Genomic DNA, 17,714 nt, shown 5'->3' with positions numbered 1-17,714 from the left:
CTCTTCATGTCCGTCCGACGGACGCGGCCTACCAGCCGCCGCCCTGCCCGTATCCCTGCCCCTGCCCCTGCCCCTGCCCCTGCTGCCAGGACGGGTCCGGGTACGGATATCCACCCTGCTGGGGGTCGTGGTTCTGGCCCGGGTAGGGCTGCCGGTACTGGTCGAGGTGGCCGTCGTAACCGCCCTGCCACTGCTGCCGGCCGGCCGGTTCCGGTGTCCCCCAGCTGACGCGCTGCTGGGGGACGGCCGCGTGCTGTTCCTCGTCGTAACCCGGGAGCGGCTGCGGCTGGGCCGGGATACCGCCCGCCGGGCGGGGCCGGGTGCGCAGGGCCACGCCCTCCAGACGCATCAGCTGGAGCGTCTCGGTGACCTTCTTGTCGGAGTACGGGTCCTCTTCCTCGAAGATCTCCGTCACCTCGGACTCGTGGTCGCCGGCCACGGACACCTCGACACCGCCCTGGCGGGTGCCCCAACTGCCCTTGTGCAGGGTGAACAGGGCGTAGAACCGCAGCGGGGTCAGCAGGGTCAGCTGGATCACGCCGTAGATGGGCGCGAGCAGGAACATGCCGAACCGCTTGACGAAGCCCATGCCCCGGCGCGGGAAGTCGAGGTAGCGCACATTGCGCAGATAGCCCATCAGCACCATGAAGACGAGGTAGTCGCCGATGTGGTGGACGAACTGCTCGGGCTTGATGATGGGCAGGATGACCATCGAGTAGAACATCGCCGAGCCGAAGACCAGCCACAGCGCGAGTTCCATGCAGGTCAGCCAGAAGGCGGGCCGGTACTTCTTCTGGTGCCGGAAGGCCCACAGCGACTCGCGGAAGAAGGACTTGTTCCAGCGGACCTGCTGGCGCAGGAAATGCGGCAGCTTCTCGGGGACGGCGGTGTAGCCGACGGCCGTCTCCTGGAAGACGACCTGACCTTCCATCAGGCAGTAGTTGGTCATGCGGCGGTCGTCGCCGAAGACGGCCGGCTTGCCCAGGAACTGCTGGCCCAGGAAGTCCGGCAGGTACTTGCGCACCAGCTTGCCGCGGTACGCGGACAGCGCGCCGCAGCAGCACAGGACCGACTTCAGCCGGGAGTAGGCGGCCCGCTCGAAGAGGAACGAGTTGCCGTAGCGCAGGTCCTGGAGGCGGGTGAAGATGTTGCTGTCGTGGTTGAGCGCCAGCACCATGCCGGTGGAGGCCATGATCTTCTCGTCGGCCAGCGGCAGCAGCAGCTCGCGCACGGTGTCCCGGGACAGCACCGTGTCCGAGTCGACGCAGAGGAAGATGTCCGAGTACGGCGCGGCCTCGAAGCCCAGCGCGAGCGCCTCGCGCTTGCCCTTGTTCTGGGGCTGCACGCTGACGGTGTACTTGACGCCCTTGGCCTCGAACTCGCGGCGCATCTTCTTCGCCGCGCGGATGCCGGAGTCGTCGGCGCTGGCGTCGTCGATGATGTGGATCTCGTTCGGCAGCCGGCTCTGCGCGAGGAGGCTGCGCATGCCCTGCTCGAACATCACCGGGTCCTCGTTGTAGATCGGGATGACCGCGGTGACCCAGGTGTTCTCCAGGTACTCCAGCTCCTCCCGCCCGGCCTTGGCCGGACGGTAGAAGAGGGCGCCGAACATCTTCAGGGACAGCAGGCCCATCGCACCGATCGAGTACAGGTGCAGGGAACCGGCGTCGAGCCGGGTAACGATGAGCGCGGCCAGGCCCAGGAAGACGAAGTACGAGACCTTCAGGTGCCGGCGCTTGCGGTGCGCGCGACGGCCGCCGGAGTCGACGGCCCCGGGTATGTACGTGTCTTCGGCTGTCACAGCTTGACCACCCGCGGGTGATCGGCGGACCTGCCCCGGGTGTCGAAGAGTGCCCGGGCCCGGTCGGCGAGCACGTCCAGGTCGATCTCGCGGTGCGCCTGGAGCAGGATGGTGAGGTCGGCGGCCTCGGCGGCGGCGAGATAGTCACCGGCACGCTCGACGGGCACACCGCCGACCCGCCAGTCCTCCACCCGCGGGTCGAAGTAGACGAGTTCGGCACCGCGCGCGAGCAGGTTCTCCGCGACGGGTGTCGCCGGGCTCTCGCGCTGGTCGGAGATGTCCGGCTTGTAGGTCACGCCGAGCAGCAGGACACGCGAGCCGCGCACGGCCTTGCCCTGGTCGTTGAGCAGGTCGGCCGCGCGGTTGACGACGTGCACGGGCATCCGCTGGTTGATTTCCTGCGCCAGTTCCACGAACCGGAACGGGATGCCCAGCGAACGGACCTTGTACGACAGGTAGTTGGGGTCGATCGGGATGCAGTGCCCGCCGACGCCGGGCCCGGGGTAGAAGGGCGCGAACCCGAACGGCTTCGTCGACGCACACCGGATGGCATCCCACAGGTCGACACCGATCTCACGGCAGAACATCGACATCTCGTTGACGAGCGCGATGTTGACGTGCCGGTAGGTGTTCTCCAGCAGCTTGGCCATCTCGGCCTCGCGGGTGCCCTTGGCCTCGACGACCCGGTGCACGAAACGCTCGTAGAGTGCGCGGGCGGCCTTGGTGCAGTCGGCCGTGACGCCGCCGACGACCTTGGGCGTGTTCTCCAGCCCGAAGGAGGCGTTGCCCGGGTCGATGCGCTCCGGGGAGAAGGCGAGGTGGAAGTCGGCGCCGACGCGCAGCCCACCGGCCTCCAGCCGGGGCCTGACGACCTCGTCGGTGGTCCCCGGGTACGTCGTCGACTCCAGCACCACGAGCGTGCCGGCCCGGAGGTGGGCGGCGATGTCGTCCACCGCCGCGTGCACCGCGCCGAGGTCCGGAGCACCGTGGTCGGTGAGCGGCGTCGGCACACACACCACGACCGCGGCGGCATCCGCGATGACCCCGGCCCGGTCGGTGGCCTCGAAGCCCTGCTCCAGCATGCCGCGCACACCGGAGTCGGTGATGTCATCCACATGCGAACGGCCGGCGTTCAGCCCGTCGACCACCCGTCGGCTGCGGTCGAGACCGACCACCTTCAGGCCCGCGGCAGCCGCGGACCTGGCTAACGGCAGTCCCACGTAACCGAGTCCGACCACGACGAGATCCACCATGGAGGATCTGCTCACGACATCATTCCCCAACCCCCGTTGCCGCGGCCCCGGTTCGGACGCAGCGGCAACCGGCCCCCCAGCACAATCGAACACGTGCGAGGAGGTTAACAAGGCCTTCACTTTTTGACCACGTTCACCCAAGGTGCGTCTCGTCACGCACACATCCGGCCATCCCTTGACGCACTTCGCGCGTCTGGAGTGACGGGAACATCAGAAGGAACGGGTGTCAGATCTCCCGCCAGGCCTCCAGCGCGAGTCCCGGTTCGTCCTTGCGGCGGGTGAGCAGCAGCTTCCCGGTCGACGGGGAGAGGGAAGCCGCGACGACCTCGTCGTGCTCGTCGAGCGCCAGCGACACCGTGGCGTCGGCGGGCAGTTGGGGGCCGGACTCGGTCCACCACGCCCCGGCGGACTCCAGTTCGGTCGGATAGGCGGCGAAGGCGACCCGGCCGCTCGACGACCGCTGGGCGAGGACGGTGCAGTCGTGCCCCTCGATCTCACAGCGCACGGCGGACACCGGCCCCGGCCCGGCGGAGGCGATGAGCGTCACCGGCTTCTCCCCCGGGCGCCAGGCGCACAGGTCGCCGGAGGTGTCCGTGAAGAAAAGGGTGGTGTGCTCCGCGGACGTCGCGATCGCGCGCAGGGTCCCCGGACGCGCGGGCACGTCGGCCCCTTCCCCCGCACCGGCGTCCGGCCCGGCTCCTCCTGCCGCCAGTGCAGAATCCCGCCGGCCGCGGCGGCATACACCTCGACCAGCCCCGACTCCCCCGTCACGGCGGCCAAGTCCCCCTCCACGTCGTGCCCCTGGAGGTCCTGCCAGGGTCCCCAGCCGCCCTTCTCCTTCTGGTTGCGCAGGCTCACTCCGCCGCCCTTGTTACGGACGAAGACATAGCCACGCCCCTGGGCGTCCACGGCGACGGCCGGCTGGCCCGTCCGGTCGCCCTTCTTGTCGGGGTGCCCGATCGGGACCCAGTCCAGGGGCGCGAGCCGGGGCCGGAAGTGGGTGGAGTGCACGAGTCCCGACTCGCCCGGCACGGTGGGCCTCCAGGCGGCGAGATGGGCGTAGCCGTCGGCGCCCTGGCCGACCGCGACGCCCGGGTGCAGTTTCTGCGTGCCGCCGACGGTTCGGGGGGCCTCCCAGGAGCCGGCGGGGCCGCGTTCCGCGCGGCACAGGACGGCGTCGCCGGAGGACAGGTAGACGGTGAGGCGGCCGTCGCGGCCGCGGAAGAGCCAGTCGCCGTTCACCGGTTCACCTTACGCGGGCGGTGCGACGGGACGCCCCGCCCACCCCCTGCCTGGCCGAGATCCGGCGTGCGACCCTGACCACATGAACAGCAACGCTCCCCTGCTCGTCGTCGTCGACGCCGCGAATGTCGTCGGGTCGGTACCGGACGGTTGGTGGCGCGACCGGAAGGGGGCGGCGGAGCGGTTGCGGGACCGGCTGGCGTCGGACGGGGTGCCGGGGGTGGCCGCGCCGGTGGAGATCGTGCTCGTGGTGGAAGGGGCGGCGCGAGGGGTGGAGTCCGTGGCCGGGGTGCGGGTCGAGTCGGCGGTGGGCAGCGGGGACGATCACATCGTGGACGTGGTCACGGGGGCGGGTGCGCGTCCGGTGCTGGTGGTCACGGCGGACCGGGAGCTGCGGAGGCGGGTCGGGGAGTTGGGGGCGGAGGTGGCGGGGCCGCGGTCGGTACGGCCCTAGTGTGCCGGGTGGGTCCGCGGCCCGGCATGACGGAGTGCCGCCAGCGGCTGCCGGGGCCGGGGCGCTGCGCAACCCGGCGCTGCGGGGTGCCTCCCCCAAGCTCCCGGCTTCGCTCGAGCGGGGGCACCCCCATCGCCCACCCGTGCCGCCCTTAGCGGCACGATTGGCCGCAGCTGATGTCAGAACGTCTGCTCGGGCTTCGTTTCCTCGCCCCTCGCGAGGCGGCTGTGCGTACGGCCGTAGAGGAAGTACAGGACGAAGCCCGCGGCCATCCAGATGCCGAACCGGACCCACGTCTCGGCGGGCAGGTTGATCATCAGCCACAGGGAGGCGCACACCGACAGGATCGGGATGAGCGGCACCCAGGGGGTGCGGAAGGCCCGGTGCAGGTCGGGGCGGGTCCTGCGCAGGACGAGCACACCGATGGCGACCACCACGAAGGCGAACAGCGTGCCGATGTTCACCAGGGCGGCGAGCTCCGTCAGCGGAGTGAAGCCGGCCAGGATCGCGATGACCACGCCGAGCAGGATGGTCGGCCGGTGCGGGGTCCTGAACCGCGGGTGGACGCGGGAGAAGAACCGCGGCAGCAGCCCGTCACGGCTCATCGCGAAGAACACCCGGGTCTGCCCGAGCAGCAGGATCATGCACACCGTCGTCAGACCGACCGCGGCGCCGAAGCTGATGAAACCCGCGTACCAGGGATGCCCGGTGGCCTTGAACGCATCGGCGAGCGGCGCGTCCACGGAGAGCCGGCTGTAGTGCTGCATGCCGGTGACGACGATCGACACGGCGACGTACAGCGCGGTGCAGATCAGCAGGGAGCCGAGGATGCCGCGCGGCATGTCGCGCTGCGGATTGCGGGTCTCCTCCGCCGCCGTGGCCACGACGTCGAAGCCGATGAAGGCGAAGAACACGACGGAGGCGGCGGTGAAGATGCCCATCACGCCGAAGTTGGAGGGCGCCCAGCCGAACATGAGCTGGATCAGCGGGGCATCGAGGCTCTTCCCGGCCTCCACCGCCTTCTCCTTCGGGATGAACGGGTCGTAGTTCTCGCCCTTGATGAGGAACGCACCCGCGATGATCACGACGAGGACGACCGTCACCTTGATGGCGACGACGAGCGACGTGATCCGCGCGGACAGCTTCATGCCGAGCACGAGGATGCCGGTGAGGACGAGGACGAGCGCGGCGGCGAGGATGTCGAAGCCGAAGACGTCGGAACCCTCTCTGCTGCCCAGGGCCGCGGGCATCGACCAGCCCGCGTTGTCCATGAGCGACTGGACGTAGCCGGACCAGCCGACGGCCACCACCGCCGTACCGAGCGCGAACTCAAGGACCAGGTCCCAGCCGATGATCCAGGCCGGCAGCTCACCGAGCGAGGCGTACGAGAACGTGTAGGCGGACCCGGCGACCGGGACCGTGGAGGCGAACTCGGCGTAACAGAGCGCGGCCAGCGCGCAGGCCACGCCGGCCGCGACGAACGCCAGGGCCACCGCGGGTCCGGCGTTGTTCTTCGCGACTGTTCCGGTGAGGACGAAGATGCCGGTGCCGATGATCACGCCGACACCGAAGACGGTCAGATCCAGCGCGGACAAGGACTTCTTGAGCGCGTGCTCTGGTTCCTCGGTGTCGAGGATGGACTGCTCGACCTTCTTCGTCCGGAAGAGGGTGCTGCTCACGGGGTACCTCCCACGCTTGTCGTCCTCGACATGATCGAGAGGGGGCACCGTCCATATGCCCCGGCGCACGAGGATTCACGCCGATGGGCCGGTCTCACCACCCCTCACGGTGGTGAGACCGGCCCATTCAGCGGTGTCTGTCGCGTTGTCAGTCGCGCGCGGGTTCCACGGAGTCGACGGCATCGGCCGCGGAGCGCTCGTACCGGCCGTCCAGCTTGGCGACCAGCCCGGTCACCTGGCGGGCGATGTCCGGCGCGGTGAGGCCGATCTCGGCCATGACCTCGGCACGCGAGGCGTGGTCGAGGAAGCGCGGCGGGATGCCGAAGTCACGCAGCGGCACGTCGACACCCGCGTCGCGCAACGCCTGCGCGATCGCCGAACCGACACCACCGACCCGGCTGTTGTCCTCGACGGTGACGACCACGCGGTGCCGCTCGGCGAGCGGGGCCATGGCCTCGTCGACGGGTTTGACCCAGCGCGGGTCGACGACGGTGGTGGAGATGCCCTGTTTGTCGAGCAGGCCGGCGATCTCCAGGCACATCGGCGCGAGGGCGCCGACGGAGACCAGCAGCACGTCGGGCCGGTCGGTGCCGGGCTCGCGCAGCACGTCCATGCCGCCGACACGGCCCACGGCGGGAACGGCGGGACCGACGGCACCCTTGGAGAAGCGGACCACGGTCGGCGCGTCGTCGACCGCGACGGCCTCCCTCAGCTGCGCGCGGACCTGGTCGGCGTCACGCGGCGCGGCCAGCCGCAGCCCCGGCACGACCTGGAGGATCGACATGTCCCACATGCCGTTGTGGGACGCCCCGTCGGTGCCGGTGACACCGGCCCGGTCCAGCACGAAGGTCACCCCGCACTTGTGCAGGGCGACGTCCATCAGCACCTGGTCGAAGGCGCGGTTGAGGAAGGTGGCGTACACCGCGAACACCGGGTGCACTCCGCCCGTCGCCAGGCCCGCCGCGGACACGGCGCCGTGCTGCTCGGCGATGCCGACGTCGTAGACCCGCTCGGGGAAGCGCTTGGCGAACTTCTCCAGGCCCACCGGCTGGAGCATGGCGGCGGTGATGGCGACGATGTCCTCGCGCTCCTCACCCAGCTTGACCATCTCCTCGCCGAACACGGACGTCCAGTCGGCGCCGGAGGAGGCGATCGGCAGGCCCGTGTCGGGGTGGATCTTGCCGACGGCGTGGAAGCGGTCGGCCTCGTCCTGGAGGGCGGGCTGGTAGCCGCGGCCCTTCTCGGTGAGGCAGTGCACGATGACCGGCCCGCCGAACCGCTTGGCCCGCGCGAGCGCGGACTCCAGGGCCTCCAGGTCGTGCCCGTCGATCGGGCCGACGTACTTCAGGCCGAGGTCCTCGAACATGCCCTGCGGGGCGATGAAGTCCTTCAGGCCCTTCTTGGCGCCGTGCAGGGTGCCGTAGAGCGGCCGCCCGACGACGGGGGTGCGCTCCAGCACCTCCTTGGTGCGGGCGAGGAACCGCTCGTAGCCGTCCGTCGTCCGCAGCGTCGCGAGGTGGTTGGCGAGGCCGCCGATGGTCGGCGCGTAGGACCGCTCGTTGTCGTTGACGACGATGACGAGGGGCCGGTCCTTGGCGTCGGCGATGTTGTTCAGCGCCTCCCAGGCCATGCCGCCGGTCAGCGCCCCGTCACCGATCACGGCGACGACGTGGCTGTCGCGATCGAGGAGCTCGTTTGCCTTGGCGATGCCGTCGGCCCAGCCGAGGACGGTCGAGGCGTGCGAGTTCTCGATGATGTCGTGCTCGGACTCGGCCTGCGAGGGGTAGCCGGACAGGCCGCCCTTCATCTTCAGTTTGGAGAAGTCCTGACGGCCGGTGAGCAGCTTGTGCACGTAGGACTGGTGACCGGTGTCCCAGAGCACCTTGTCCCTGGGCGATTCGAAGACCCGGTGCAGGGCGATGGTGAGCTCCACCACGCCGAGGTTGGGGCCGAGGTGACCGCCGGTCTTGGAGACCGCTTCGACAAGGAAGGTCCGGATCTCCTCCGCCAGCTGGTTCAGCTCCTCCAGGCTGAGCCGGTCCAGATCGCGCGGTCCCCTGATACGGGTCAGCAGCGGCACCCGTGCCTCCTTGCAGTAGAGCTGTTCGAGCTGTTGCCGGGTTTGTCGAGTCTAATGTTCCGCCCCTGAGGACTGCGCCGGGCCCGTGCGTCATACGTCACGCATCTGGCTGTACCCAACTTGTGCCGCGCCTACGACACAACTGTGCCCGGCACCTCGAGGTGCCGGGCGCAGTCATGTGTTTTGGTGCTACGCGCGCCCCGCCGTCTTCTGCGTCTTCCGGGTCACCGCATCGATCACCACCGTGGCCAACAGCACACCGCCCGTGATCATGTACTGCACCGGAGAAGCGATGCCCTCCAGGGCGAGCCCGTACTGGATGGACACGATCACCAGCACACCGAGCAACGCGTTCCACGTCCGCCCACGGCCGCCGAACAGCGACGTACCGCCGATCACCGCGGCGGCGATCGCGTTCATCAGCAGGTCACCGCCACCGGCACCCTGGTTCGCCGCCGCGATCTTCGAGGCGATGAACAGACCACCGACCGCGGCGAAGGTCCCGGAGATCGCGAACACCGAGATCCGGACCATCTCCACGTTGATGCCGGCCCGCCGCGACGCCTCGACGCTGCCGCCGAGCGCGAACACCTTCCGCCCGTACGCCGTGCGCCGCAGCACGAAGTCTGTGACCAGCAGCACCACGATGAAGATCACCACGGCCAGCGGCAGGCCCTTGTACTGGTTGAAGACGATGGCGACGGCGAACGCGACGATCGCCAGCAGCACCGTCCGCACGATGATCTCGCTCAGCGGCCGCGACGGCACCCCAGCGGCCTCCCGGCGCCGGTTGCCGAGGAAGGAGCTGAGGAAGTACCCGGCGGTCACCACGGCGGCCAGCCCGTACGCGGCGGCCACATCGGAGAAGTAGTAGCTGGTCAGCTGGGCCACGACCCCGTCCGGGTCGAGGTTGATCGTGCCGTTGTCGCCCAGGATCTGGAGCATGAAGCCGTTCCAGAACAGCAGTCCGGCCAGGGTGACGGCGAACGCCGGGACGCCGATCTTCGCGAAGAAGAAGCCGTGCAGCGCGCCGGCGACGGTGCCGGTGACGATGGCCAGCACGAAGGCGAGCCACTCGTTCATGCCGTTGGTGACGTTCAGCACGGCGAAGCTCGCACCCGCGACACCGCTGACCGAGCCGACCGACAGGTCGATCTCGCCCAGCAGCAGCACGAACACGATGCCTACGGCGATCATGCCCGTGCCCACCATGGCGACGGACATGTCGGACAAGTTGCCCGCGGTGAGGAAGTTGGAGTTCAGGCTCTGGAAGATGATCCAGATGATCGCGAGGCCGACGACGACCGGGATGGAGCCCAGGTCGCCGGACTTCATCTTGCGCTTGAACTCGGTGACGTAGCCCGCGAGCCCCTGCTCGCGCACCAGCAGCCGGGGGTCGACGACCGTGACGGCGGCCTTGGCCGCCTCGGGGTTCTCCACGACGTGGTCTTCGGGAGCCGCGGAGGTCTTGTCGATGCTCACTTGGAACCCTCCCCGTTCGTGCGCGCCGCACGGCGGGTCACGGCGTTGTCGGTGGCGCCGGTGATGGCGGAGATGATCTCTTCCTGCGAGGTCGACTTGACCTCGAAGACGCCGTTGTTGCGCCCGAGGCGCAGCACGGCGACCTTGTCCGCGACGGCCTTCACATCGGCCATGTTGTGGCTGATGAGGATCACGGCGTGGCCGCGCTCGCGCAGCCGCTCGACCAGGTCGAGGACCTGCGCGGTCTGCTCGACGCCGAGGGCGGCGGTGGGCTCGTCGAGGATGACCAGCTTGGGCTCGCCGAGCATGGACCGGGCGATGGCCACGGTCTGGCGCTGGCCGCCGGAGAGCGAGGCGATCGGGATGCGCACGCTGGGGATGCGGATCGACAGCGTGTCGAGGAGCTCGCGGGAGCGGCGCTCCATCTCCACCTCGTCGAGGATGCCGCGCTTGCGGATCTCCCGGCCCAGGTAGAGGTTGCCGACGACGTCGATGTTGTCGCACAGCGCGAGGTCCTGGTAGACGGTCGCGATGCCCAGGTTCTGGGCGTCGTGCGGCTTGTTGATCTGGACGGACCTGCCGTCCCATTCGATGACGCCCTCATCGATGGGGTGCACGCCGGCGATCGTCTTGACCAGCGTGGACTTTCCGGCGCCGTTGTCGCCGACCAGGGCGACCACCTCACCGGCGTGGATCTCAAGCTCTACGTCGGTGAGCGCCTGTACGGCACCGAACCGCTTGGAGACCCCGCGCAACGCCAGCACGGGCGTAGCGGACACGTGAACCATCTCCTTCGCCGCCTGACCCGGCGGGAGGTTGTGCAGAAGTGTGGGAGGAGTGATCACTCCGGCGCCCCGCAGAGCTTGCGGGGCTGGTGTGGCGGGGCGCCGGAGGAACTCGGGGCAGCCGGCCCGTACGGGAGTCACGGGAGTCCGGACGCGGACTCCCGTATCCCTGAGGGGACCTGACGACTGCTTACTTGAGACCGATGGCCTACTTGAGGCCGATCTTGTCGCAAGCGGCCTTGTACTTGCCCGTGCAGATCTCGCTCACGGTGTAGATGCCGTCCTTGATGACGGTGTCCTTGATGTTGTCCTTGGTCAGCGAGACGACCGGGACCAGGACGGAGGGGATGGCCTTGGTGGTCGGGCTGTCGACCTTGTCCTTGGCGATCGAGTCGAGCGACTTGCCCTGGGCGAGGGCGACGGCCATCTCGGCCGCGACGTCCGCCTCCTGCGGGTAGGGCTTGTAGACGCTCATGTACTGCTCACCGGTGACGATGCGCTGCACGCCGGAGAGTTCGGCGTCCTGGCCGGTGACCGGGATGTCGGCGATGCCCGCGGCCTTCAGGGCCGTGATGATGCCGCCCGCCATGCCGTCGTTGGCGGAGTAGACGCCGACGATCTTGTCCTTGCCGAGGGCGGAGATGGCGCCCTCCATGTTGGCGTTGGCGTTCTCCGGCTTCCACTCCTTGGTGTCGTACTCGCGGCCGATCTTCACCTTGCCGTCGAGCACGGAGTGCGCGCCCTTCTTGAACTGAGCGGCGTTCGGGTCGGTGGACGACCCGTTCATCATGACGATCTGGCCGTCCTTGGCCTTGTCGCCCAGGGCCTTCAGCAGGGCCTCGCCCTGGGTCTTGCCGACGGTCTCGTTGTCGAACGAGGTGTAGGCGTCGATCGGGCCCTCGGCCAGGCGGTCGTAGGCGACGACGGGGATGCCCGCGTCCTTGGCCTTCTTCACCGAGCCGGCGATGGCCTTGGAGTCCACCGCGTCCACGATCAGCACGTCGACCTTGTTGGTCACCATCGTGTCGACCTGCTGGTTCTGCGTGCTGGCGTCCTGCTTGGCGTTGGCGTAGACGACCTCGCCCTTGCCGCCGGTGAGCTCCTTGACCTTCTTCTCGATGAGCGGCCGGTCGAACTTCTCGTAACGGGCGGTCGCGTTCTCGGGAAGGAGCAGGCCGACCTTGATGTCGTCGCCCTTCTTGGCGGACCCGGTGGAATCGGCCTTGTCGCCGGACTCCTTGGCGCTGCCACAGGCAGCAAGCGAAACGGCCATCGTACCGGCGGCGATCGCGACGGCGGCGCGACGCATACGCGTGTTCACTTCAGAAACCTCCCTGACGAGGCCGCGACATTGCGGCCGAGGTGGCTGGAAGTCAACTCGGCCATACGTGCGACGTCAAGAAGTAAATCCTTAACGAGATGGCAACGGTGCCATCCGTTCTCTAAGTGAAGGCGGGCGCCGCCGCTTGCAGCGTTCCGACGGCGGTGCCGTCCAAAAGTGTTGAATCGCCCATCTCGCTGAGGGCCAGCGCGAGCGCTCCGAGTACCTCCGCGCGGCCGCCGAGTGCCCCAGGAAGAACGGACAGTTGGCGTGCCGCGCTGGGGATGGCGTAGCGTCCCACGGACTCGCGGATCGGTCCGAGCACCAGCTCACCGGCCTCGGCGAGATCACCGCCGAGGACCACGCGGCTCGGGTTCAGCAGGTTGCAGAGATTGGCGACTCCACTGCCGATGTGGCGGCCGACGTCGGCGATCACCCGACGGCAGCCGGGGTCTCCGTCCCGCGCGAGCCGTACGACGCCTTCCATCGTCAGGTCGGTGCCGTGGCTGGACTGGAGGAGCGGGAGCACATAGCGCGCGGCCGCGAAGGTCTCCAGGCAGCCGCGGTTTCCGCAGCGGCAGACGGGGCCGGATTCGTCGAGTGTGATATGCCCGATCTCTCCGGCGGTGCCGCCGGGACCGCGGTAGATCTTGCCGTTGATCACCAGCCCGGCACCGACACCGCTGGCGACCTTGATGTACGCCAGATCGCGCACGCCGCGGCCGCTGCCCCAGACCATCTCGCCGAGAGCGCCGAGGTTGGCGTCGTTGTCCACGTGCACGGGTACGCCGAGCCGCCCCCGCAGCTCCTCGGCGGGCCTGGTGCCGGTCCAGCCGGGCAGGATGGCGGTCGAGCCGAGGGTGCCGGACTCGACGTCGATGGGGCCGGGCACGCCGAGGCCGACTCCGGCGATCTTGGACCGGTCGACTCCGGTGGCCTCGATCAGCCGGCTGACCAGCTGTTCCGCCCGGTCGAAGCCCTGCGTCGAGGAGGCGTCCACGTCCAGCGGCTCGGACTCCTCGGCGAGGACCTGGTGGGCGAGGTTCCCGATCGCGACGCGCAGGTGGGTGTGGCCGAAGTCGACCCCGATGACGATGCCGGCGTCCCCGCTCAACGACACGCTGCGGGCCCGGCGCCCTCCTGCCGAGGTCGGCGTGACCTCGACGGTGCCTCTGTCCTTCAATTCCCGGACGATGTTGGACACCGTCGCCGCGGACAGGCCCGTCGTCCGCGCGATCTCGGCCTGGGTGAGGGAGCCCGCCAGGCGCACGGCTCGTACGACCCGCTCCAGGTTGGCTCGGTGCAGCGACGACTGCGACCCCGGAGTCTCCACGACGACCTCCTGCGCGCGGGGCCGCATCGATGAGACCCCGTCCATGTCCAACTAGTGAACTCTAAGCTGAGCCGTTCGGGTCGCCTCCCGTCAAGAGGTTGAACCGATTCGAGGTGTGTGCATGTGGTTGCGGAGCGCTATGGCCTCCGGCGGTTGGGCGGGGTGCCTGTGGCGGCCTGCGCGGGTGTGGCGGGGTGCGCGCCTTGGCCTGCGCGGTGGTGGTGGATCGGCCGCGCCGGCGGCTGCGGGTGCGTCGTGGCTGCCCTAGCTGCGGGCAATCGTGCCGCCAAGGGCGGCATGGGCGGGCGATGGGGGTGCCCCCTGCTCGAGCGAAGTCGAGAGCTTGGGGGAGGCACCCCGCTCCGCCGGGTTGCGGACCCACCCGGCCCCAGCAACAGCGGGAAACCCTCCGGCTCAGCTGCCGCAGGCCGTCGCTACTTCAGGGCACCCGCCGTCAGGCCCTGCACCACCTGTCGCTGGAAGATGATGTACGCCGCAAGAACCGGGAGCATGGCCATCACCAGGCCGGCGAAGAGGCCGGACCAGTCACCCTTGTAGCCCTGGCTGACCGCCAGCTGGACCAGGCCCTGGGTGAGGACGCGCTTGTCGGGGTCGGTGTTGAGGACGGTGGGGAGCATGTACTGGTTCCACTGGCCCAGGAAGTTGAAGATGCCGACGCTGACCAGGCCCGGCTTGGCCATGGGCAGCATGATCTGGAAGAACGTACGGCTGTGCGAGGCGCCGTCGACGAAGGCCGCCTCCGCCACCGACGTCGGCAGGGTCCGGAAGAACGCCGCCAGGAAGAACACCGTGAACGGCAGCGAGTAGGCGATGTAGACGAGGATCAGGCCGTGGATGGTGTTCAGCAGGCCCATGTTGTTCACGACGTAGAACAGCGGGACCAGCGCCAGCATGATCGGGAAGCTCATGCCGCCGATGAACAGGTAGTAGATGAAGCGGTTGCCCGGGAAGTCGAAGCGGGCCAGGACGTACGCCGCCATCGAGCCGAGCACCAGCGTGCCGATGAGCGAACCTCCCACCACCAGGACGGTGTTGAGGAAGTAGTCGCTCATGTTGGCCTCGGTCCACGCCCGCGACCAGTTGTCGAAGTGCAGCGTGTCCGGCAGCGACCAGGGCGAGCCGAAGATGGACCGGTCGTCCTTGAAGGACGTCATCACCGCCCACAGCAACGGCATGACCACCATGAACGCCCAGATGACGAGGATGCCGTGGGAGAAGGCGTTGAGGACCGTGCCCTCCTTCTTCTCCCTCGGCGGCGGGCCCGCAGGCGGGCCGGCCTTCATGACGGGCGCACCGGACTCGGCCGGCACGGGCGCGGGGGTCTGTGTCGTCTTCATCAGTACTCCAGCCGCTCGCGACGGCCCAGCCGCATCACCACGGCGGCGAAGGCCAGCGTGACGACGAGCAGGGCGACACCGATGGTGGTGGCGTAGGCGGCCTGCCCGTCACGGAACGCCTTCTGGTACACGTACAGGACCATGACGGTGGTCGAGTAGTCGGGGCCGCCCGGCCCGGTCGTCATGATCTGCACGACCGCGAACGACTCGGCGCCCAGGGCGAGGATGCCCATGTAGACCCAGCCCGACTGCACGGTGTCCCAGAGCAGGGGCAGGGTGATGCGGAAGAACGTGGTGGCCCGGCCCGCCCCGTCCAGCAGCGCGGCCTCGTACATCTCCGCCGGGATGGAGGCCATGCCGGCGGAGAAGAGGACCACGAAGAAGCCGACCGTGGACCAGACGAGCACCGCCATCACGGCCCACAGGGCGAGGTCGGGGTCGCCCAGCCACAGCGGCTGGACGCCCTCCAGCCCGATCCCGCGCAGGATCGAGTTGATCGCGCCGCTGTCCGGGTTGTACGCGAACGCGAACAGCAGCGCGACAATGGCGATGGACAGCACCTGCGGGAAAAAGTAGACGATCTTGTAGAAGGAGGAGCCCCGGACGCCGGAAACGACCGGACCGTTCTTCCTCTTTCTGCCGCCGACATTGATCATGAAGGCGAAGAACAGCGCCAGACTGATCGTCACGACCGGCAGCAGGAGCGCGAACAGCAGGCTGTGCTGCAACGACTTCCAGAAGATCTCGTCGTCGAGCATCCGGCTGTAGTTGTCGAAACCGACCATCTTGAATTCGGGACTCAGGCCGGTCCAGTCCGTGAACGAGTAGTAGATGGACTGGATGAACGGCCAGATCACGAAGAGCGCGTACAGTCCCAGGGGCAGCGCGAGGAAGCCCACGATGAACCGGTACTTGCCGTGCTGCATCGCCACTCCGGTGCCGTTGCGGACATTGGGTTTCCGTTGCCGTTACTGGTGCTTGTAGTGCTTGATCGAGTCGTCCTTGGCGGCTTCGTCGGCATAGCCCTGGATCTTCTTGATGGCCTCGGCCGGGGTGAGACGGCCGGCCATCATCTCGCCCAGGCCGGAGACACCGATCTTCTCCTTCTGCAACTGCACGTACCAGTCCTGGAGACGGGGATTCACCACGTTCTCGCCCGCCTTGTCCAGCGCCGCGACACCCGATTTCAGACCGGGGGTGAGGGCGATGCCGTCGGTGCCGCCGTTGTACGCGGTCAGCGATTTCACCTTGCTGGTGAAGTTCTTCGAGGACGCCTCGCCGAGCATGATGCGCAGCTGCTCCATGCCGCCCTCGGCGTTCTTCGCCTTGGCCGGGACGATGAACGGCTCGCCGCCGGAGGCCCAGATGGTGCCGAACGGCAGCTTGTCGGAGGAGTCGAGGCCGGTGGGCGCGGAGACGGCCAGGTCGAAGTCCTTCGGGATGACGTTGGCCGACTCGTTCTCCACCCAGGAGCCGTTCGGGATGAACAGCGCCTTGCCCTGTGCCCACGCGGTCTGCGACTGGATGTGGTCCAGGCCCGGGGTGCCCTTGAGGACGTAGCCCTTCTTGTGGAGCTCGTAGTACGCGTCGAAGCAGGCCTTGACGGCCGGGTGCTTCCAGGCGTTCGGCTCCAGGTTGTCGATGGCGTCGAGGACCTCGCGGCCGCCGACCTTGCCGATCATCGGGTAGAGCGAGAAGGGGAGGTAGTACGGGTACTTGCCCGCGTACGTCCAGCCCGCCATGCCCTTCTTCTTGGCCTTCTCGCAGACCGCGAGCATCTGGTCCCAGGTCTCGGGGTACTGCTCGTCGAGCGAGTCCAGGGCCTTCTGCGAGTACCAGACGCCGTAGACCGTGTAGGCGTAGTAGAGGATCCAGACCTTCTCGCCGTCGAACTGGCCCATCTCGACGATGCCGGGGCGCAGCGTGTCGCGGACCTTCTTGTCCGGGTCGTCGTAGGAGGGCGCGTCCAGCAGCGGGGTGAGGTCGGTGAGCTGGTTCTTGCCGACCAGGACGCCCATGTCCATCTGCTCGGCGCCGGAGTTGTCGATGAGGTCCGGCGGGGTGCCCTGGTTGAAGCGGGGCTGGAGCGTGGACTGGATCTTCTGGGTGGCGGAGAACTTCACCTTCACCTTGGGGAAGTTCTTCTCGTAGATCTTCACGGCGTCCTCGGCGTACTCCTTGCCGAAGCCGCCGTCGAACAGGACGAATTCCATGCCCGCGGTGTCGTTGACGCCGAGCGGGTTCTTCGCGGTCTTCTTGCCGGCCTTGGCCTTGCCCCCGCTGTCGTCGCCGCCACCGCTGGCACAGGCGGACAGGAAGCTCATCGCGGGAACGGAGATCAGCCCGAGCGCGGCGGACCTTTTGATCAGATCACGGCGGCCGACACCCTCGGTGCCGTGGTTCTCGGCGGAAGTGGATCCCATGCTCAAGTCCTCGCCTTCTCCAGGACTCAGGCGGTGAACCGGATCCTTCCCGGCACCGCGATCGGGTCAAGCTGGGTCATGCAGGAAAGTGCGGGTGGTGACGTGCGAATCGCGTGAAGCGTCCGACAGGTATAGTCCACTTCCCGCCAGCGGATCAAGATCGAACACAGGGTTGACCGTGGGTCTTATCCGAGTTGAGACCTCGCGGAAAGTCGAGCACGCTGTCCGTTCCTCGGCGGAAAAAACCCGGTCGTCACGCCCGAATGCCACAATCAACACCCTTGACACTCCCCGGCACTTGGGCAACTACTGGTCCTTGCGCCTCGGAATTGACAACGTTGTCCACTGCGCAGGGAGGGTACCCGTAGATGCAGCGGAAGGCTCGGCACAGATGGGGTTCGGCGGCCGTGTCGGCGACCGCCTTCGCTGTGGCCCTGGGGTCCCAGGGCGTTGCGGTCGCACTGCCCGACGCCCCCGAGATGGCCGACCGGAGGTTCGCGTCT

The 17,714-nt window shown here is 68.4% G+C and carries 12 protein-coding genes and 1 pseudogene; 1 reads left to right on the top strand and 12 read right to left on the bottom strand.

Annotated features, from left to right (window positions below; translation table 11 throughout):
- Window positions 1-28: 28 nt before the first annotated feature.
- From V8690_RS33095 to V8690_RS33085, 3 genes and pseudogenes are all read right to left on the bottom strand, one after another.
- Complete coding sequence (locus V8690_RS33095) at window positions 29-1,801, bottom strand: glycosyltransferase (RefSeq protein WP_338783750.1); 1,773 nt, start codon at window positions 1,799-1,801, stop codon at window positions 29-31.
- Complete coding sequence (locus tag V8690_RS33090; RefSeq protein WP_338783749.1) at window positions 1,798-3,069, bottom strand: nucleotide sugar dehydrogenase; 1,272 nt, start codon at window positions 3,067-3,069, stop codon at window positions 1,798-1,800. The genes V8690_RS33095 and V8690_RS33090 overlap by 4 nt, the downstream gene beginning before the upstream one ends.
- A gap of 211 nt (window positions 3,070-3,280) precedes the next feature.
- Window positions 3,281-4,296: pseudogene (locus V8690_RS33085) on the bottom strand (hypothetical protein).
- A gap of 82 nt (window positions 4,297-4,378) precedes the next feature.
- Here V8690_RS33085 and V8690_RS33080 point away from each other — a divergent pair.
- Entirely contained in the window at window positions 4,379-4,750 is a 372-nt protein-coding gene (locus V8690_RS33080) for an NTP pyrophosphohydrolase (protein WP_338783748.1), read from the top strand.
- 179 nt (window positions 4,751-4,929) lie between these two features.
- On the opposite strand, the gene V8690_RS33075 is transcribed toward V8690_RS33080, so the two are convergent.
- From V8690_RS33075 to ngcE, 9 genes are all read right to left on the bottom strand, one after another.
- Window positions 4,930-6,429 carry an amino acid permease gene (locus V8690_RS33075; RefSeq protein WP_338783747.1) on the bottom strand — a complete coding sequence of 500 codons (1,500 nt, stop codon included), beginning with the start codon at window positions 6,427-6,429 and terminating at the stop codon, window positions 4,930-4,932.
- Between the two features lie 148 nt (window positions 6,430-6,577).
- A complete protein-coding gene (dxs, locus tag V8690_RS33070) occupies window positions 6,578-8,509 on the bottom strand; it encodes a 1-deoxy-D-xylulose-5-phosphate synthase (protein ID WP_338783746.1) in 1,932 nt (643 codons plus the stop codon).
- A 189-nt stretch (window positions 8,510-8,698) separates the two neighbouring features.
- A complete protein-coding gene (locus V8690_RS33065) occupies window positions 8,699-9,991 on the bottom strand; it encodes a sugar ABC transporter permease (RefSeq protein WP_338783745.1) in 1,293 nt (430 codons plus the stop codon).
- Window positions 9,988-10,779, bottom strand: a complete 792-nt coding sequence (locus V8690_RS33060) for an ATP-binding cassette domain-containing protein (protein WP_338783744.1) — start codon at window positions 10,777-10,779, stop codon at window positions 9,988-9,990. Before V8690_RS33060 ends, V8690_RS33065 begins: the two co-directional genes overlap by 4 nt.
- Before the next feature lie 205 nt (window positions 10,780-10,984).
- Window positions 10,985-12,085: a sugar ABC transporter substrate-binding protein gene (locus tag V8690_RS33055; protein WP_338785534.1), complete on the bottom strand. Its 1,101-nt coding sequence runs from the start codon at window positions 12,083-12,085 to the stop codon at window positions 10,985-10,987.
- 133 nt (window positions 12,086-12,218) lie between these two features.
- Window positions 12,219-13,430, bottom strand: a complete 1,212-nt coding sequence (locus V8690_RS33050; RefSeq protein ID WP_338785533.1) for an ROK family transcriptional regulator — start codon at window positions 13,428-13,430, stop codon at window positions 12,219-12,221.
- Window positions 13,431-13,864: 434 nt separating this feature from the next.
- A complete protein-coding gene (locus V8690_RS33045) occupies window positions 13,865-14,788 on the bottom strand; it encodes a carbohydrate ABC transporter permease (RefSeq protein WP_338783743.1) in 924 nt (307 codons plus the stop codon).
- Window positions 14,788-15,714 (bottom strand): sugar ABC transporter permease, encoded by a 927-nt coding sequence (locus V8690_RS33040; protein ID WP_338783742.1) that lies wholly within the window; start codon window positions 15,712-15,714, stop codon window positions 14,788-14,790. The genes V8690_RS33045 and V8690_RS33040 overlap by 1 nt, the downstream gene beginning before the upstream one ends.
- 42 nt (window positions 15,715-15,756) lie before the next feature.
- Window positions 15,757-17,211 (bottom strand): N-acetylglucosamine/diacetylchitobiose ABC transporter substrate-binding protein, encoded by a 1,455-nt coding sequence (gene ngcE, locus V8690_RS33035; RefSeq protein WP_338783741.1) that lies wholly within the window; start codon window positions 17,209-17,211, stop codon window positions 15,757-15,759.
- Window positions 17,212-17,714 lie beyond the last annotated feature (503 nt).

The organism is Streptomyces sp. DG1A-41 (assembly GCF_037055355.1).
GTDB lineage: Bacteria > Actinomycetota > Actinomycetes > Streptomycetales > Streptomycetaceae > Streptomyces.
The sequence above is the reverse complement of the archived record's forward strand: the minus strand, read 5'-3'. Positions and strand labels throughout refer to the sequence as shown.